This window comes from Streptococcus hyointestinalis (assembly GCF_041225505.1).
In the GTDB taxonomy this organism is placed as follows: domain Bacteria; phylum Bacillota; class Bacilli; order Lactobacillales; family Streptococcaceae; genus Streptococcus; species Streptococcus hyointestinalis_B.
On the sequence record NZ_JBCLSK010000018.1, the window covers coordinates 1 to 18,704 of the forward strand.

Consider the following 18,704-nt stretch of genomic DNA (forward strand, 5'->3'; position numbering starts at 1 on the left):
TTGTAGATAAAAAGATACACATAAAGTTATATAACAAAAACCTTTTCAGATAAGGTCTTTTTGTGCTGTTTTTCTACAAAAAAACACTTGATTCGTGTGTCTTGGTGTGTTATAATAAAGCTAGCTTAAACGAATAAAAAAAGGTGATACAGCTCCTACACCGTATCACCACCGAGTAAGAATCTACCCTTCTTACTCAGTCATCCTAATAATAAAGGATAATGACAAAACTGTCAAGGCTGAGCAAGAAAAAATGTTCAGTCTTTTTTGTTTACAACTCGGTAACAAGTTCTCCTTCGGAATACAGAGATGTGTATTCTAAAAAATTCTACCACATACCTTTTTAAAATAAACATATACAAATACCTAAATTTTTGGTACAATAGATAAAATTGTTCTAGTTTAAAGGAAGGGTTATGTCTTATATTTCACAGGTTTTACCTAGTCTTTTAGATGGTGCTAGTGTCTCTCTGCAAGTCTTTTTCATTGTACTTATATTGTCTATTCCTCTAGGTGCGATACTTGCTTTTTTGATGCAAATTCCGTTTCGATTATTGCGCTATTTGCTGACGGTCTATATTTGGATTATGCGGGGAACACCGCTGCTTTTGCAACTGATTTTTATTTACTATGTGTTGCCAAGTGTAGGTATTAGCATTGACCGTATGCCAGCTGCTATTATTGCCTTTACGCTGAATTATGCAGCTTATTTTGCTGAGATTTTCCGTGGAGGGATTGCTTCTATCCCTAGAGGGCAATACGAAGCAGCAAAGGTGCTGAAATTCACACCTGTACAAACGGTACGCTACATCATCTTACCGCAGGTGATTAAGATTGTATTGCCTAGCGTATTCAACGAAGTCATTACCTTGGTGAAAGACACCTCACTTGTTTACGTGATTGGGGTTGGTGACCTTCTTTTGGCAAGTCGAACAGCAGCTAACCGTGATGCCAGCCTTGCGCCTATGTTTATCGCAGGAGCCATCTATTTGATTATGATTGGGATTGTTACCCTTATCTCAAAACAAGTCGAAAAGAAATATGATTATTACAAATAAGGAGGCTAAATGTTAGAATTAAAAAATATCTCCAAACGTTTTGGACAAAAAGTGATTTTTACAGACTTTAGCCTACAAGTTGAAGATGGCAAGATTTTATCATTGGTCGGTCCATCAGGTGGTGGTAAAACGACCTTGCTGCGCATGTTGGCAGGTCTAGAGACAGTAGATTCTGGCGAGGTGATTTATAACGGTCAGACTATCCCTGTTGGAGAATTGGAAAAATTAAACTTACTTGGTTTTGTTTTCCAAGATTTCCAGCTCTTTCCTCATCTTTCTGTCATGGACAATCTCATCCTATCTCCCGTGAAAACAGCTGGTATGCGTAAAGAAGACGCTATTCAAAAAGCGACAGGATTGCTTGAGCGCCTAGGGCTTGGTGAGCATGCTAATGCCTATCCTTATTCACTGTCTGGTGGGCAAAAGCAGCGTGTTGCGCTTGCTCGTGCTATGATGATTGACCCGCAGATTATCGGCTACGATGAGCCGACCAGTGCCCTTGACCCTGAGTTGCGTCAGGAAGTAGAGCACTTGATTTTGCAAAACCGTGAGGCTGGAATGACGCAGATTGTCGTGACCCACGACTTGCAATTTGCCGAGAATATTTCTGATGTTATGATAAAAATTAACCCTAAATAGGGAAGTGGAGGTTTGTGATGACGCTAAAAAAATGGATAGTGGGTGCAGTAGTCGCCCTTGGTTTGGTGTCGCTAACAGCTTGTTCATCAAGTAGTAACACCAAAAAAGATAACTGGGACACTTACCAATCGAAAAAAACGATCACCATTGGTTTTGACAATACTTTTGTTCCTATGGGATATGAGAACGAAAAAGGGAAAAATGTTGGTTTTGACATTGACCTAGCCAATGCCGTTTTCAAACAATATGGTATCACTGTTAAATGGCAACCCATCAACTGGGATCTTAAGGAAACAGAGCTGACCAATGGGAAAATTGATATGATTTGGAATGGTTACTCTGTTACAGATGAGCGCCTTAAAAAAGTGAGCTTTACCATTCCTTATATGAAAAATGACCAAGTACTGGTCACTAAAAAATCGTCAGGTATTACAAGTTTTGAAGGCATGAAAGGAAAGACACTTGGTGCACAAGCAGGCTCATCAGGTTATGCAGCCTTTAATGACCAGCCTAAAGTGCTTAAAAATCTTGTCAAGGACAACGATGCCACACAGTACGAGACTTTCACACAAGCGCTTATTGACCTTAAAAACGACCGTATTGATGGGCTCTTGATTGACCGTGTTTATGCCAATTACTATCTCAAACAAGAAGGTGAGTTGGATAATTACAATATCATCACAGGGTCATTTGAGAGTGAAGACTTTGCAGCAGGCGTACGTAAGGCAGACAAGACTTTAATCAAGAAAGTCAACGCAGCCCTACGTAAGTTTTACCAATCAGGTGAGTTCCAAAAGATTTCTAATAAATGGTTCGGCGAAGACGTTGCAACCAGTGAAGTTAAAAATTAAAAAAAGCGAGTGTACACTCGCTTTTTTGTGTGATGTGATTTTTTAGAGCCAAACAAATAACCGCCCGTTAAATGGGTGGTTATCATTACTGTTTAGGGGTAATCTGGTGAAAGATTAAGAACCATTTTTCATGACGTCGCCAAAGGCTGGTGTGATGGGCGCCGTCTAAAGAGTAAGTGATGAGTTTTGTCTTTTGGCTGATGGATTGGATAGTGAAATCTGTGAAGTTGCAAGGATGAAAGACCTCTCTTTCAAAAAACTCGTCTCTCGTGTAATAGTCCCCTTTTTCATCGATCATGATAAAATCTTTTGAAATATAATCTTCATAACCTGGGATTTTGGAGAGGATGATTTTTTCATTGCGAAAGAGCTTGCGTGTCACATTGCCAAAGACCTCATCCTCGGGGATAGCAGCAGGCTCGACATGGATGTCAATATCGTAAATGGCAAAGCGCTGGCTGAGCATGGTTTCGACTTGTTCGGTAATGGCATGACTTTCATAAACGGAAAGGTCAGGATTCATCTCAAGGACGATGTCAAGATAGATATTGCTACCGTAGTTTCGACCACGTTGTGACTTGACAGCAGAAATTTTAGGAATTTCAAGGATGGCTTCTTCGTAGGCTTTGAGTTGCTTATCGTCAAAACCATCCGACAGACTAAAGACGCTTTCGATAAAAATATCGTAGGCAGTCTTTAAGATAAAGCAGGTGATGACAATAGCAGCCAAGCGGTCGATAATCGTCAGATGTAGAGACGCCGCTGTGATAGCTAGAGAAGTCCCTAGAGAGGTCACTGCGTCTGAGAGATTATCTTTTGAGGCAGCAACGAGTGCACTTGATTTGACTTTGTGAGAAAGGTGTCTATTGTAGGCGTAGACGCCGAGCATGACGATGGCAGATAGGACACCAACCCAAGCTCCAAGGGGGTCCACCTGAGTCTCTGTATGGTGGATAATCTTTTGCAAGGTTTGAAAGAGTAGCTGAAAACCTACGACAAACATGATAAAGGATGTGATGAGGCTGGCTAAATCTTCAAATTTCCAGTGCCCAAAGCGATGGTCGTTGTCAGCAGGCTGACTGGCGAGATAGAGTCCAACAAGCAGGGCGACATTTCCTAAAATATCAGACAGGTTGTTAAAGCCGTCCGCTACAAGCGACTCTGCATTCATAGTATAGCCTGCAACGAGTTTTGCGATGGTCAAGGTCAGATAAGCAATGATACTGACGATGGGGCCACGCATAGCGATTTTTAAGTTTTTAACAGGATTTGTTGTCATAAAACCTCCTAAGCATTATGTTATTATACCATAAAGAGCCCTTGTTCGTTAAGTCGTTTAAGAAGATATTGGCACTAAAAAACAAAGTCGGCTGACTTTGTTTTATTGTTTATCAAAATATTTTTTCGTTTCTCTAAAGATAACAGGTGATAGGGCGAGAAGTGCGATAAGGTTAGGCAGAGCCATGAGACCATTGACGATATCTGCGATAATCCAGATGAGGTCAAGCTTGAGGAAGCCTCCAGCAGCGACCATAAGGATGAAAATAGAACGGTAGAGCCAGATACCTTTTGTCCCAAAGAGGAACTCAAAGCAGCGCTCTCCGTAGTAGCTCCAGCCAAGGATAGTCGTAAAGGCAAAGAGCACAAGGCAGAGCGTCAATGCGATACTTCCAACGCTACCAAAGACGGTTGAAAAGGCTGCTTGTGTCAGCGGAGCGCCTTCTAAGCCTTTGACTGTCCATTGACCTGTAACGATGATAGAGAGTCCTGTCAGCGTACAGATGATAAGGGTATCAATGAAGGTTCCTGTCATCGAGATGAGTCCTTGCTCAACAGGTTCATTGGTCTTGGCAGCGGCAGCAGCGATTGGTGCAGAACCGAGACCTGATTCATTTGAAAAGACGCCACGTGCGATCCCTTTTTGGATGGCTTCTTTAACAGCAGCGCCAGCAAATCCACCAACAGCAGCTGTCCCTGTGAAAGCGCCCTTGAAAACTTGTGAAATAGCAGGGATGATATTGTCATAATGGGCAAAAATAACCGTTAGTGTCGCAAGGATGTAGAGGATAGCCATGAAAGGCACGACGCTTTCAGACACCTTAGAGATAGACTGGATACCACCAAAGATGATAATAGCAACGATAATAGCAATGATAATGCTGACGATCTCAGGTGAAAAGCCAAAGCTATTTTGCAGGGATGATGTGATGGAGTTGACCTGAGAGAAAGTCCCGATACCTAAAAAGGCAACCAAGATACCAGCGATGGCAAAGAAGATAGCCAGCGGTTTCCATTTTTTTCCCATACCGTTGACGATGTAGTACATCGGACCACCAGAGATATTCCCATTGTCATCCTGCGTGCGGTATTTAATAGCAAGAAGCCCTTCGGCGTATTTTGTCGCCATACCAAAGAAAGCAGCGACCCACATCCAAAAGAGTGCGCCAGGTCCGCCAGTCTTGATAGCCGTTGCGACACCTACGATATTTCCTGTTCCGATAGTAGCAGCAAGAGCTGTTGCCAAAGCTGCAAAACTGGAAATATCCCCCTCACCGTCACTTTTAGTGAAAATCAGCTTAAAAGCCTTTGGCAGACGGATGATCTGCAGAAAACCAAGGCGAGTGGAGAGATAAATCCCTGTCCCTACCAACAAAATCAGAAGCGGCGGTCCCCAGACCAAGTTATCCAAAGCGTTAAAAAAATCAAGCACAGTTTTAAGTCCTTTCCACTTTTTCTTGTCTCAAAGAGACAAAGAGGATGACGCAAAAAAAGAGAAGCTCCAACGGAACTTCTGCACCACAAAAGATAAGCCAAAAAAGCCTTACTGGCATGTACTTATCTTCTGTCCTTTTGCCTGAGAGATTGAGCATATGCTTTGCCCCTTCGGCGCCTGTCTCTAATGGACAAGTCTCTCCAGAAGCCCGTCGATCAATCAGTCCTGTCTAGCGACACCTGAGAGTGTGATTCCTTCGGCGAAAGCAGAGCTTTCTTCTCCTGATTGACGTCATTCGGTTTATGTAATTGCTTATAAGTTTAAAGGAAAAGTGGACAATTGTCAATAATCTTTTTGAAAAAATTTAAGTTTCAAATAAGACTAGCTTTTAGAGTATCTTTGTGGTATAATACTAAGGACGTAGGTTTTTAAACTCATCCAGAGAGGTGAGAAAGACGGAATATCTTTGGGAGCCTATGAGATTTTTGAGGGCTTTTTTTGTGCCCGGAAGGAGTTTTACATGACTGCAATGTCTCAATCTAAAGAACCGGAGTTACTTGATTCAGAGTTAAAGACGGTTGATTTGCTGCTAGATGTTGACCAAAAGCCTGCCCCGCTAAAAGGGCTTTTGCTTAGTTTTCAGCACGTTTTTGCCATGTTTGGAGCGACTATCCTCGTTCCTTTGACGCTTGGTATGCCTGTATCAGTGGCGCTTTTTGCCTCTGGTGTCGGTACACTCATCTATCAAGTGGCGACGAATTTTAAAGTGCCCGTTTATTTGGGCTCATCTTTTGCTTATATCACGGCGATGTCACTTGCTATTAAGCAAATGGATGGCAATATCTCAGCTGCACAGACCGGTATCTTGTTTGTTGGATTGATTTATGTCGTGATTGCTGCTTTGGTGAAGCTGATTGGAACCAAGTGGATTGATACCTTGTTGCCACCGATTGTCATTGGTCCTATGATTATTGTTATAGGGCTAGGTCTTGCCAATTCGGCAGTGACTAACGCTGGTTTTGTGTCTGGTGGAAACTGGAAAAACATGCTGGTTGCCAGTGTTACCTTTTTGATTGCTGCCTTTATCAACACTAAAGGTAAAGGGTTTGTCAAAATTATTCCTTTCCTCTTTGCTATTATCGGAGGTTACGTGGTGGCTTTGTGCCTTGGTATGGTAGACCTGTCTCCAGTCGCTAAGGCAGCGTGGTTTGAATTGCCAGGCTTTATCTTGCCGTTTAAAACGGGTGTCTTTAAGCACTACGACCTCTACTTTGGACCTGAGATGTTTGCAATTTTGCCGATTTCAATCGTGACAGTGGCTGAGCACATCGGAGACCACACTGTGCTTAGTCAGATTTGCGGACGCCAGTTCTTGAAAGACCCAGGGCTCAATCGTACTTTGATTGGTGATGGGGTTGCGACAACTGTTTCTGCCTTTCTTGGTGGACCTGCCAACACCACTTACGGTGAAAATACTGGGGTTATTGGGATGACACGCATTGCCTCTGTCTCTGTTATTCGTAACGCTGCCTTGATTGCGATTGCCTTTTCTTTCCTTGGTAAGTTCACAGCGCTTATCTCAACCATTCCAAGTGCTGTCTTGGGTGGTATGTCTATCTTGCTTTATGGTGTTATTGCAAGCAACGGGCTAAAAGTATTGATTGAAAATCGTGTGGACTTTGGTCACATCAGAAATCTCATCATCGCAAGCTCTATGCTTGTGCTTGGACTGGGTGGTGCTGTACTTGATTTGCATGCTTTGACACTATCTGGGACAGCGCTCAACGCGATTGTCGGTGTCATTTTGAATTTGATTTTACCAAAAGAAAGTCAAGACTAAACCAAAAGACCTTCGGGTCTTTTTTTGATAGCGCAAGCAATTTTCGCAAAAAAATGGTATAATTTTAAGGTTAGATATAAAGTAGAATGGAAGTTACAAATGAATCCTTTACTGAATGAAATGAACGATAAACAAGCAGAAGCTGTGCAAGCAACAGAAGGACCCCTGCTCATCATGGCGGGGGCTGGTTCTGGGAAAACACGTGTGCTGACCCACCGCATTGCTTATCTGATTGATGAGAAAATGGTCAATCCTTGGAATATCCTTGCCATTACCTTTACCAACAAGGCGACTAGAGAAATGCGTGAGCGGGCGATGAAGCTCAATCCTGCTACGCAAGACACGCTGATTGCGACTTTCCACTCCATGTGTGTGCGCATTTTGCGCCGTGACGCTGACCACATCGGCTACAATCGCAATTTTACCATCGTTGACCCAGGTGAGCAAAGAACGCTGATGAAGCGTATTCTAAAGAACCTCAATATCGACTCGAAAAAGTGGAATGAGCGTGCCATTTTAGGAACTATTTCAAATGCTAAAAATGATTTGCTGGATGAGGTGGCTTATGAGCAGCAGGCTGGTGACATTTACACGCAGACCGTTGCCCGCTGTTACAAGGCTTATCAAGAAGAGCTTCGTCAGTCGGAGTCTATGGATTTTGATGACCTTATCATGCTGACACTCAAACTTTTTGATAATAATCCTGATGTGCTGGCTTACTACCAACAACGCTACCAGTACATCCATGTGGATGAGTATCAAGATACTAACCACGCTCAGTATCAGTTGGTGAAATTGTTGGCGTCTCGCTTTAAAAACATCTGTGTCGTTGGGGACGCAGACCAGTCCATTTACGGTTGGCGTGGAGCGGATATGCAAAATATCCTTGACTTTGAAAAGGATTATCCAGAAGCCAAAGTGGTGCTCCTTGAGGAAAACTACCGCTCGACCAAAACCATCCTACAGGCGGCTAATGACGTCATAAAAAACAACAAAAAACGCCGTCCTAAAAAACTCTGGACACAAAATGCAGATGGGGAGCAAATCGTCTACTACCGTGCTGGCAATGAACAAGAAGAGGCTGTCTTTGTTGCCTCAACCATTGACAATATCGTCCGTGAGACAGGCAAAAACTTTAAAGATTTTGCCCTGCTTTATCGTACCAATGCCCAGTCTCGTACCATTGAAGAAGCGCTTTTGAAATCCAACATCCCTTACACGATGGTCGGTGGCACCAAGTTCTACAGCCGTAAGGAAATCCGTGATGTCATTGCTTACCTCAACGTCATCGCCAACCCAGCGGACAACATTTCTTTTGAGCGTATCGTCAATGAACCGAAACGTGGCGTGGGACCTGGTACCGTTGAGAAATTACGTGATTTTGCAAGCAGCAACAGTCAATCCCTCCTTGCGGCAGCAGGCGATATGCTGCTCCCAATTCGTGGCAAAGCAGCAGCTGCACTCAACGAGCTGTCTGCAACGCTCTTTCAATTGCGAAATCAATTGGATGATATGACACTGACTGAGCTTGTCGAGGCTGTCTTAGACAGGACAGGCTACTTGCAAGCCCTGCAAATGCAAAATACACTAGAGAGTCAATCACGCATTGAAAATATCGAGGAATTTCTCTCTGTCACCAAAACGTCAGACGAAGCCAGTGCTGAAAATAGCGACGAGACAGGCTTAGAGCGCTTGGGGCGCTTCTTGAATGACTTGGCCTTGATTGCGGACACAGATGATGGTGAGCGTGAGACAGCAGAAGTCACCCTTATGACCTTGCACGCTGCTAAGGGGCTTGAATTCCCAGTTGTCTTTCTCATCGGTATGGAAGAGGGCGTCTTTCCGCTGTCACGAGCTAGTGAGGACCCCGATGAGCTGGAGGAAGAGCGTCGTCTTGCCTATGTGGGGATCACACGAGCTGAGGAGTTGCTTTTCCTAACCAATGCCAGCTCAAGAACTCTGTACGGTCGTAGCTCACACAACCGCCCAACCCGCTTTATCCGTGAGATTGATGAGAAACTCTTGCAATTCCAAGGGTACGCTCGTCCTGTCGAGTCCTCGTTTGGTGTGCGTTATTCTGGTGAGAAAACGAGTCAATTTGGACAAGGGATGAGCTTGCAACAAGCCTTACAAGCAAGAAAAGGCAGCAACCGTCCTCAACCAACGGCTTCTGCCTTACCATTTGGGCGCAATGCTAGCGCTAGCCATTCTAGTGTCGACTGGAAAGTCGGCGACACTGTTCATCACCGCAAATGGGGAGATGGCGTCGTCCTAGAAGTTTCTGGTAGCGGTCAAACGCAGGAACTCAAAATCAATTTCCCAGACATCGGACTCAAAAAAGTGCTCGCCAGCGTCGCTCCTATCGAGAAAAAATAAGGTTAAAAATAGAGGTATAATTTTAAACTATACCTTTTTGCTTTGAATAAGTATTAGTCAAGATTGGTCTAAAGGAGTACAATAGAGACAACATTGACAAAAAGGAGAAAGGACATGACAAAAGAAAAAGAACTGCATTTTGAAACCTTACAATTACACGCTGGACAGAGCGTTGATGAATCGAGCAAATCACGTGCAGTGCCTATTTATCAAACGACGTCTTATGTCTTTGATAGTGCACAGGACGCTGAGGACATCTTTGCTTTGAGAAAGCCAGCCAACCTCTATACACGCATTACCAATCCGACCGTCGCTGTCTTTGAGGACAGGATAGCAGCGCTGGAAAAGGGTGTCGGTGCTCTTGCGACATCTTCGGGTATGGCAGCTATTACCAACACCATCCTAGCCTTGGCGCATGCTGGAGATCATGTGGTCGCAGCAACAACCCTGTATGGCGGTACCTTTAATTTACTAAAAGAAACATTGCCACGATACGGTATCACAGCGACTTTTGTAGACGTTGATGACCTAGAGGCTATAGAAGAAGCCATCAAGGACAATACCAAGCTCGTCTATATCGAGACGCTCGGCAATCCTCTCATCAACATTCCAGACATTGAAAAAATCGCAGCTATTGCGCATAAACACAGCATTCCGCTCGTTGCGGACAATACCTTTGCCACACCTTATCTCATCAATGTCTTTTCATACGGCGTTGATATCGTCGTGCATTCAGCTACTAAGTTTATCGGCGGTCACGGCACGACAATCGGTGGTGTTATTGTCGATAGTGGACAGTTTGACTGGGAAGCTAGCGGTAAATTCCCTCAATTTGTCGACGAAGATCCTTCTTATCACAATCTCAGTTACACTCGTAACATCGGAAAAGCTGCCTTTATCACAGCTGTGAGAACCCAACTTCTTCGTGGTATGGGCGCTGCCCTCTCACCGTTTAACGCTTTCTTGCTGTTGCAGGGGCTAGAAACCCTCTCACTACGCTTAGAGCGCTACATCGAAAACACGCAAAAAATCGTTGCTTTCTTAGAAAAGCATGACAAGGTAGAGAGTGTGAACTACCCGAGTCTGCCATCTAGCCCTTACTATGACTTGGCGCAAAAGTATTTTCCAAAAGGCGTAGGCTCTATCTTTACCTTCCATGTCAAAGGCGGAGCAGATGAGGCGAGACGTGTCATTGATCATTTGAGTCTCTTTTCAAATCTAGCAAACGTCGCAGACGCCAAGTCACTCGTCGTACACCCAGCAACGACCACGCACGGACAATTGTCACCAAGCGATCTTGCAGCCTGTGGCATTGCGGACAATCAAATCCGACTCTCTATTGGACTTGAAAATGTCTCTGACTTGATTGCAGACTTAGAAGAAGCATTGAACAGCATTTAGGAGGTTTTATGGTTACATTAAGAGAAGCTTTTGAGCGTTTTAAAGAAGCAAGAGTAGTGGATCTTACCCACCAAATCAATGAAAATAGTCCCCATTTTCCAGCACTGCCAGCTCTTGAGAAAAAGGATATTTTCACCTTAAAAGATGGCTTTCACGTGCAACAGTTCAGCGTCGTTGGGCAATACGGCACGCACATTGACGCTCCCATTCACTTTGTCGCTGGTGGCAAGTGGCTAGATGAGCTGCCACTTGAAAATCTCTTTTTGCCACTTTACGTCATTGATTTGTCTGAGGAAGTTGCACAAAATCCTAGTTACGAATTGGGCGTGGCTGACATCTTAGCTTTTGAAGAAAAGCATGGTCAAATTGAGCCTGGTGCCTTTGTCGCTTTTCGCAGTGATTGGTCCAAGCGCTGGCCAAGCCAAGACGCTTTTAGAAATCTAAATGCCAAAGGCGAGCAGGAAACACCTGGTTGGAGTTTTGAGGCTTTAGAATTTCTCATCAAAGAAAGACAAGTCGCAGCCCTTGGACACGAGACGCTAGACACTGACAGTGGTCAGACAGCAGCTAAAAATAATGGCGTTCTCCATAATGAATATTATCTGCTTGAGCAAGGTATTTATCAGATAGAGGTCTTGGCTAATCTGGACGAATTGCCAGCGACAGGTAGTTTCATCCACATCAGTTATCCGCATTTTGAAAAAGCGACAGGTTCACCCGCTCGTGTGCTCGCTTATTTGGATTAGACAACAAAACCGTAGGATTTTCCTACGGTTTTGTTATGTATTTTTTCGTAGAGAAAACGAGAAAACCACTAGTGTAGCTGGTGGCTGATAAAGATGTAGGATTATTGTCTGCTGTTAAAGAGTCTTAGAGCACGTTGGAGATAGCTGGTATCAGCTTTCATGTCTTGGCTGGCTTCTTTAAAAATGCCAAGCTCGTCTGTGATGATACCATTTGCAGGACCGATGAGCATTTTATCCATCAAAGTTTCATCGTTAATCGTCCAGACGTAGACGTCTTTTTTCTGCTGTTCAGCAGTGAGGGCAAAGAGGGTATTGTATGAGAACTCCTCGACAGCGTAAAAATCAACAGCATAGTTTGGCAGAGGTCCCATGTGGATTGGGATGACGTAGCCTGTACTTATCTCGGGAGATAGTTTTTCGACTTTCTGGATAACATCCAAATCAAGCGACATGACCTTGTTGTCTTTTGTGGCATTTTGCTCTTTGAGAACCTTTAAAAAGCGCTCTGCATAGTCTTTTGGCTCGTGTCCGTATGGCTTGAGCTCGATAAGTATGGGCTGTTTGACAGCCTTAGCGGCAGCTAGAAATTCCTCGAGACTAGCGATATGGCTGGTAAACTTGCCTTGGTGAAGGGTCAGCTTTTGCAGTTCTTTTAAGGTCATATTAGAGACTGTATTATCAACGCCGGCTAGTCGTTTGAGGTTATTGTCATGGATAACGACAAAGCGTTTGTCCTTTGTCATGACCACATCCATCTCAGAATAAGCAGCGCCAGCTTTTTTTGCTGCCTGCATGGCTTCGATAGAGTTTTCAACGCCAGCCTTAACATTTCCCCTGTGAGCAATCACAATCTCGTCAGGATTTTTCTTGACCAGATAAATGTCAAGGGCGTTAGAAGCTACCCATAGCACTCCAAAGAAGAGGATAAAGCTAACAAGTGCGAAGCGTCCTTTTTTAGACATTTTAGTGTGCGTGCGAGTTTGCAGCTCTTTAGGAAGATCTAGCTGACGAGTGGCTTCTATGATGAAGAAGAACTTGGTTGACAGCAAGAAAAGCGTGTAGAGAAAGGCGATGAGTGAGTAGAAAAGCGTCGCCAAAGGCAGATTGTCATTTTTACTATCGAGATTGGCAAAAATGATGGTGATTCCAATAACTAAAATGATGGTAATCACAAAACTCAAGGTTGTAAGGAGCACAAGTCTTGCAGCTCGCTTCAAGAGTTTCTTGAAGGTTGACTCTCTCCAGCTGATCTGAAAGGCTTTTAAAGGTGAGCTGTCTGTCAGCCCAAGGATTGGTAAGAAAGTGATGAGACGTATGTTGAGATAAGCGATAACGACCATCAAGCCGCCGTAAAGGAGACTACCTGTCTGCGTTTTCGCTAGCTCCTCTCCGATAAAGTCTGGAATTTTCAAGTGGCTAAGCAGTAGCGAGTTAAAACCGAGATTGCCTAGCGGTATCATGAGACACAGATAGAAAAAGACGATGATAAACTGCCAACTCAACAACTGCTTGACTTTTTGTGGGAATTTTTTGAGCAGGATTTTCAGCGAGTCACGGTGCCATTGGTCGGTGACTGCTAAGGTTAAGACGGCAAATTCACCGATTAAAAAGAAGGCAACAAGAACTAAAAAGAGAATCAAAAAGAAAAGAGCAATCGGGTCTTTGATAACAGTGAGAATGGTCTCTTTTGATAGCCCTGTCACCCCTGCAAAGATGAGAATGCGATTGAAGATAAACTGTAAAATCCCTTTAACGATAAAAGAATAAATGGTATAGAGAAAAAGACTGGCGATTAAAAACCGTCTTAGCGCAGGAAAGTAAGCGCTTAACTTGGATAATTTTGCTTTCATAGCACTATTTTAACACACAATAGCCTAACTTGCTAGGTCAATCATAATAAAAAGACTGGATGTCCAGTCTTTTGCTGTCTTTATGCGTCTATAATCGTTGCATAGTGATAATGGGATTTGCTAAGTGCTAAGGAAGTGAAACTTTTCAGTTGGTAAATCGGATTGACCACCAAGGTATCTTGTTTGAGTAGCTTTGCGTTTTGTGATGTTGTCTTAACCATAGTAAAGTCCTCCTTTGTCAATCAAATCTTGTCTCTATTTTAGACAAGGAGGCTTAACAAGAGCTGAAAAAAGCCTTAAGGAAAGCTTATAGACAGGCTAGGAGGGATTGATTAGGGACTGGCTGTCCTTTTCTTGCTTAAATTGCTTGCGGTATTGGCTAGGGGTTAGTTGGTGATAGCGCTTGAACTGCCGATTGAAGTTCGATAAATTATTAAAACCGACAGATGTGGCGATGTCGATGACAGCCTTATCGGTATTGATTAGCTCTTCGCAGGCTTTACTGAGGCGCACTTGGATGATGAACTCTGTGCAAGACGTGCCTGTATGTTGCTTAAAAAGCGTCATGAAATGGGTCTTGCTGTAGCCCATAAAATCTGCTAGATAGTCAATGGTCAGCGGTTTATCGTAGTTGCGGTTGATATGGTCAATGACCCGTCTAATCTGGTCATTTTTGCGATAAGCGTCATCTGATAGCTTACGAATGACGTAGCGATGGTAATACAGCAGATAAGTGAGCTCATTGAGATAAGCCTTTAACAACAGCTCAAAGTGACGATCCTCAGCCTCTATGAGACGAAAAATGCGAAAAAGACAGTCCTTGATGTCCTCATAGCCCGCCTCCTGCGGTTTGATAACAGGCACAAACTTAAAAGTGCTAGCTTGAAGGGGCTGCAGGTACCTAAGGCTGACTTGGTCAATAATCGAGTAGCCAATCATATCAAGGTGAAACTGAAAGGTATCTGTGACGTGACGTTCATTGTGAATGGGGTGGATAGAGTGCATACCATTAGGGCGAATGAGGATAATGTCACCCGCTTCGCTATTGAAAAAATCATAGTCAATGTGATACCTAGCTGTCCCTTCTCTGACGTAGTTAATCTCTAGCTCTGGGTGCCAATGAAACAAGGTATCAGGACGCCCATTTTCAACGGTCGTTTGATAGTATCGGTAGGGAAGTAAGTGATTATTCCCTTTATGATTGCTATGTCCGGTAATAGTCATAAAAATCATCTCTTTTCAAAATCATATGATAGTATCATTTTATCATAAAATTGCCAGACTGTCAGTTTTTGAGAGTTAAAAAGAAAAGCTCATAGAAAAGAGCTTTTCTTGCTATCATTCTTTTACGGTGTGACGTTTTCCTCTAGCGATCGCTTCTTGTTCAGTCATTGAGACGACACGACCAAAGTTGGTGTTGCGAGGCATGTTGCTAAGAGAGTACCAATAGACATCAGCTGTCCCGTCACGAGCGACATACACTGTCCTTGCAGTAGCCTGTGCTTGTTGTACAGCAGCTTCTTGCTGCTGGCTAGCAGCGGCGGCTTCTTGTTGTGCTGCCTGCTGTTGCGCCGCTTGTTCAGCGGCTTTTTTAGCTTCTTCCTCTTTTTGTGTGATGGCAGTCTGGACGGTAGTGACTCTAGCCTGCAGACTCTCTTTGACTTGCTTATCAGTGACCTTATCAACCGCTGCCTGAGCGGAGGTGATATTTTCCTTGGTTTGATTGGCTTCAAGGTTTTTGACGGCAGACTCGGCTTCTGTTTGCTGTGCTTTTTCCTTTTCCTCTTTAGCCTTTTCACTTTCTTGGTTAGCTAATTGTTTTTGGAGTTTCTTTTTATCTTTTTTAAGGCTATCCAGTTGCTTTTCAAGCTTCTTTTCGTCTTTTTCAAGACTAGCTATTTTCTTTTCGTAGGACGAGGTGGTTTTTTGTTGAGTGCGTTTAAACTGCTGTTGTGTCTGTTTGAGCTCTTTTTGTAGCTGCTTGATATCAGAGTTCTTAGAGTTCGCAAATCCTAGAGAAACAATAGTCGTTGCGATAAGCACCCACATCAAAATGTTACTTTTAGCAGGATTGTTTCCTATCCAGCTGGTAAAAGAGGTGTTCTTTTGATTAATGTTTTTAAATAGCTTTTTCATACCATTTCCTTTTTCTCCTAAGTGCCATAGCACAGCGTTAAGCGTTTTCATCTATTTCTATTGTAAAATGAATCGTGCGATAATGCAAGCCCTTATTTTTTCTTTTTGACAAGAAAAAAGCCAGTAAAACTGGCTTACTCAAAGATGTAGTTGTAGAGTTGGACGACTTGGGCAAAGGCGTAATTGTCTAGAGTCGTGATTTTTTGGACGTTACGAGACTGGTAGTCAAAGGTGTGGAGCTGAAAGGGATTGACAAAGCCGTCTATTTTATCTGAAATGACTTGAACGAGGAGTCCCTTGTCTCTCAAGCGCTCTTGTCCGTGGGTAATGGGGCAGACGGCTATCATGCCAGTTTGCTTGTTGTAATTGTCACTTGAGACGACAACAGCAGGGCGACGTTTCTTGATTTCCTTGCCACGAGAGGGGTCAAAATCAATCCAGACGATGTCTTGTCTTTTAGGAATGTAATTACCATTCATCGTTTAACAATTGAACTCCCTCAAAGTCATCGTCCATGCGTAAATCAGTGACCCCATCAAATGGATTAGAGATTTTAGGGACGAGCATGATGACGTTGTTGCGCCCTTTAGACACCACAAACTCTGTCCCCTCCTCGACATGTAAACTCTTAGGAATCGTGACCGCTAGAGAATTACCAACTTTACGTGTTTTAACTGTATTCATAAGGCACCTCCTTTGTATACACTAGTATATACTTTTGTGTCTGAAAAATCAAGTCTTTGCTCTTTGTCACTAGCTACTCATCTATGGTATAATAGGACAAGTAGCTATTTTAGCACTTATTATAGAGCAATAGAAAGATTTGAGCCAGTTTATCTGGCAAAGAGGTAGAGTTTCATGTCTCAATCTTTATCTAAAGATTATATCAATGTTATCGGTGCGGGGCTTGCAGGCTCTGAGGCTGCTTATCAGATCGCAAAGCGTGGCATTCCAGTGCGTCTATACGAGATGCGTGGGGTCAAGTCCACACCGCAGCACAAGACAGACAAGTTTGCCGAGCTGGTCTGCTCCAACTCTCTGCGTGGGGACAACCTGACCAACGCTGTCGGCCTCCTCAAAGAAGAAATGAGGAGGCTTGACTCTGTCATCATGAAAGCAGCAGAAAGCACTCGTGTGCCAGCAGGCGGAGCGCTTGCAGTTGACCGTGAAGGTTTTTCACAAACGGTGACAGATGAGGTGACCAATCACCCGCTCATCACCGTCATGCGTGAGGAAATCACCGAGATTCCGACAGACGCCATTACCGTTATTGCGACGGGACCTTTGACCAGCGACGCCTTGGCGGAGAAGATTCACGCCTTAAACGGTGGCGACGGCTTTTATTTCTACGACGCCGCAGCGCCTATCGTGGATGTCAATACTATCGATATGGACAAGGTCTATCTCAAGTCCCGCTATGACAAGGGCGAGGCAGCTTATCTCAATGCCCCTATGACCAAAGAGGAGTTCATGAACTTCCACGACGCTCTGGTCAATGCCGAAGAAGCACCGCTCAACAGCTTTGAAAAGGAAAAATACTTCGAGGGCTGTATGCCAATCGAGGTCATGGCAAAGCGTGGTATCAAGACCATGCTCTACGGTCCTATGAAACCTGTGGGGCTAGAGTATCCAGACGACTACAAGGGCAAGCGTGACGGCGACTTTAAGACGCCTTATGCCGTGGTTCAGCTCCGTCAGGATAATGCAGCAGGTTCTCTCTACAATATCGTGGGCTTCCAGACTCACCTCAAATGGGGCGAGCAAAAGCGTGTCTTTCAGATGATACCAGGGCTTGAAAATGCTGAGTTTGTCCGCTATGGTGTCATGCACCGCAATTCCTACATGGACTCACCAAATCTCCTCAAGCAGACCTTTCAGTCCAAACAGCAGGACAATCTTTTCTTTGCAGGGCAGATGACAGGCGTTGAAGGCTATGTCGAGTCTGCTGCTAGCGGTTTGGTTACTGGTATCAACGCTGCACGTCTCTTCAAAGGTGAGAGCGAGCTGATCTTCCCAGAGACGACAGCTATCGGTAGCCTACCGCACTACATCACCCACGCTGACAGCAAGCACTTCCAACCTATGAATGTCAACTTCGGTATTATCAAAGAGCTAGATGGTCCACGTATTCGTGACAAAAAAGCTAGATATGAAAAGATCGCTGAGCGTGCTTTGGCTGACTTAGAGACTTACTTGTCCTATTAAAGTCATACTAAACTTACAAAATTGTAAGTTTTGAGCGTCCAAGTGTAAGGTTTGGGCGCCTTTTTTTGCGGTAAAATGGTATCAGAAAGTCAAGGAGGAAAAACATGATGAAAAGGACCATCGGTTATGGAATAGGTGTTTTATTTCTTCTTTTGGCTGCGGTGTTTCTACTAACTGCTTGCCAAACAAAGGAAAAGCAGCAGGTGTCGCTTGACACCAACAGCCAAACGCTAAAAATAAAAGGCGTAACCTACGACATCTCTAACAAAGAAGTTTCAGAAGACGCCATTCAAAAGTTGGCGTATCGCTTTAAAGCCTATCTCGTCCTAGATAGTGACAATAAACTTCGTCAATCCAAGTCTATACGAGCTTTGATGGATTATGCCAAAGAGCAGCTAGATGATAAAAAAACTACATCTAGTACGCCACTACTTTTTATCGGAAATGTCTATCAGACGGCAGACGGACTGGCTGTTTCGATAACAGACAGCTACTATAAGCTTGAAAAGACAAGTGCAAAGAGTAGCGATAAACTCGACCTAACAGCACTGATCAAGCAGGGCGACAGTGAGTCTAGAGATGTCCAGCTCTCATCACCCGACGCTCGCAAGCTCACAATAGGCAACCAAGCCTACCACATTTCTGATATACTAATGAGTAAAGACAATCTTGGCTCTTATGTCTCAACCTTATCAGAGAGTGTGACTTTTGAGACCAAAACGGGCAAGATTCTGGATAAGAGCGACCTTACCAAGCTAACAGACGCTAGCGCTGCTGATAGGACGAGCTGGGATTATGGCGACATCTACCATACCAAGGAAAACGCTGACGACTTAGTCGTTGCTATCAACAATGACTATCATTTACTACAAAAGGAAAATTAAAGGAG

The 18,704-nt window shown here is 43.9% G+C and carries 17 protein-coding genes and 1 riboswitch; of the genes, 9 read left to right on the plus strand and 8 right to left on the minus strand.

Going from position 1 to position 18,704, the window contains the following annotated elements; translation table 11 throughout:
* The first annotated feature begins 416 nt into the window (after nt 1-416).
* From AALA56_RS05655 to AALA56_RS05665, 3 genes are read left to right on the plus strand one after another with little or no spacing between them, the layout of a single operon-like run.
* Nucleotides 417-1,058 (plus strand): amino acid ABC transporter permease, encoded by a 642-nt coding sequence (locus tag AALA56_RS05655; RefSeq protein ID WP_115269600.1) that lies wholly within the window; start codon nt 417-419, stop codon nt 1,056-1,058.
* Nucleotides 1,059-1,067: 9 nt separating this feature from the next.
* Nucleotides 1,068-1,697, plus strand: coding sequence for an amino acid ABC transporter ATP-binding protein (locus AALA56_RS05660; protein ID WP_277280664.1), 630 nt, complete (start codon nt 1,068-1,070; stop codon nt 1,695-1,697).
* Nucleotides 1,698-1,714: 17 nt separating this feature from the next.
* Complete coding sequence (locus AALA56_RS05665) at nt 1,715-2,548, plus strand: amino acid ABC transporter substrate-binding protein (protein WP_369909146.1); 834 nt, start codon at nt 1,715-1,717, stop codon at nt 2,546-2,548.
* 85 nt (nt 2,549-2,633) lie between these two features.
* Here the strand turns inward: AALA56_RS05665 and AALA56_RS05670 are convergent, their stop codons facing one another.
* The gene (locus tag AALA56_RS05670; protein WP_369909147.1) at nt 2,634-3,827 is read right to left on the minus strand and encodes a cation diffusion facilitator family transporter; all 1,194 of its coding nucleotides are present in this window, start codon (nt 3,825-3,827) and stop codon (nt 2,634-2,636) included.
* Nucleotides 3,828-3,929: 102 nt separating this feature from the next.
* Nucleotides 3,930-5,258, minus strand: a complete 1,329-nt coding sequence (locus AALA56_RS05675) for an alanine/glycine:cation symporter family protein (protein ID WP_115269610.1) — start codon at nt 5,256-5,258, stop codon at nt 3,930-3,932.
* 122 nt (nt 5,259-5,380) lie between these two features.
* Nucleotides 5,381-5,475, minus strand: a riboswitch (glycine riboswitch).
* A 306-nt stretch (nt 5,476-5,781) separates the two neighbouring features.
* Between AALA56_RS05675 and AALA56_RS05680 the strand changes: the two genes are divergently transcribed.
* The 4 genes from AALA56_RS05680 (at nt 5,782) to AALA56_RS05695 (ending at nt 11,624) form a co-directional block, all read left to right on the plus strand.
* A complete protein-coding gene (locus AALA56_RS05680; RefSeq protein ID WP_369909148.1) occupies nt 5,782-7,101 on the plus strand; it encodes a uracil-xanthine permease family protein in 1,320 nt (439 codons plus the stop codon).
* A gap of 99 nt (nt 7,102-7,200) precedes the next feature.
* A complete protein-coding gene (gene pcrA / locus AALA56_RS05685; protein WP_369909149.1) occupies nt 7,201-9,477 on the plus strand; it encodes a DNA helicase PcrA in 2,277 nt (758 codons plus the stop codon).
* Between the two features lie 114 nt (nt 9,478-9,591).
* A complete protein-coding gene (locus AALA56_RS05690) occupies nt 9,592-10,878 on the plus strand; it encodes an O-acetylhomoserine aminocarboxypropyltransferase/cysteine synthase family protein (protein WP_369909150.1) in 1,287 nt (428 codons plus the stop codon).
* A gap of 8 nt (nt 10,879-10,886) precedes the next feature.
* Complete coding sequence (locus tag AALA56_RS05695; protein ID WP_369909151.1) at nt 10,887-11,624, plus strand: cyclase family protein; 738 nt, start codon at nt 10,887-10,889, stop codon at nt 11,622-11,624.
* A 101-nt stretch (nt 11,625-11,725) separates the two neighbouring features.
* On the opposite strand, the gene AALA56_RS05700 is transcribed toward AALA56_RS05695, so the two are convergent.
* The 6 genes from AALA56_RS05700 to mazE all read right to left on the minus strand — a co-directional run bounded on the left by AALA56_RS05700 (nt 11,726) and on the right by mazE (nt 16,294).
* A complete protein-coding gene (locus AALA56_RS05700) occupies nt 11,726-13,474 on the minus strand; it encodes a glycerophosphoryl diester phosphodiesterase membrane domain-containing protein (RefSeq protein ID WP_369909152.1) in 1,749 nt (582 codons plus the stop codon).
* Between the two features lie 80 nt (nt 13,475-13,554).
* Nucleotides 13,555-13,695: a hypothetical protein gene (locus AALA56_RS05705; RefSeq protein WP_369909153.1), complete on the minus strand. Its 141-nt coding sequence runs from the start codon at nt 13,693-13,695 to the stop codon at nt 13,555-13,557.
* A 97-nt stretch (nt 13,696-13,792) separates the two neighbouring features.
* Nucleotides 13,793-14,698, minus strand: a complete 906-nt coding sequence (locus tag AALA56_RS05710; RefSeq protein WP_369909154.1) for an AraC family transcriptional regulator — start codon at nt 14,696-14,698, stop codon at nt 13,793-13,795.
* 114 nt (nt 14,699-14,812) lie between these two features.
* Nucleotides 14,813-15,610 carry a hypothetical protein gene (locus AALA56_RS05715; RefSeq protein ID WP_369909155.1) on the minus strand — a complete coding sequence of 266 codons (798 nt, stop codon included), beginning with the start codon at nt 15,608-15,610 and terminating at the stop codon, nt 14,813-14,815.
* Between the two features lie 134 nt (nt 15,611-15,744).
* Nucleotides 15,745-16,089 carry a type II toxin-antitoxin system PemK/MazF family toxin gene (locus AALA56_RS05720; protein ID WP_369909156.1) on the minus strand — a complete coding sequence of 115 codons (345 nt, stop codon included), beginning with the start codon at nt 16,087-16,089 and terminating at the stop codon, nt 15,745-15,747.
* Entirely contained in the window at nt 16,079-16,294 is a 216-nt protein-coding gene (gene mazE / locus AALA56_RS05725; protein ID WP_277281098.1) for a type II toxin-antitoxin system PemI/MazE family antitoxin, read from the minus strand. The genes AALA56_RS05720 and mazE overlap by 11 nt, the downstream gene beginning before the upstream one ends.
* A gap of 174 nt (nt 16,295-16,468) precedes the next feature.
* Between mazE and trmFO the strand changes: the two genes are divergently transcribed.
* Together trmFO and AALA56_RS05735 are read left to right on the plus strand one after the other, a co-directional pair.
* Nucleotides 16,469-17,815, plus strand: a complete 1,347-nt coding sequence (gene trmFO, locus AALA56_RS05730; RefSeq protein WP_369909157.1) for a methylenetetrahydrofolate--tRNA-(uracil(54)-C(5))-methyltransferase (FADH(2)-oxidizing) TrmFO — start codon at nt 16,469-16,471, stop codon at nt 17,813-17,815.
* Nucleotides 17,816-17,919: 104 nt separating this feature from the next.
* Entirely contained in the window at nt 17,920-18,699 is a 780-nt protein-coding gene (locus tag AALA56_RS05735; protein WP_369909158.1) for a NisI/SpaI family lantibiotic immunity lipoprotein, read from the plus strand.
* Nucleotides 18,700-18,704: the final 5 nt, after the last annotated feature.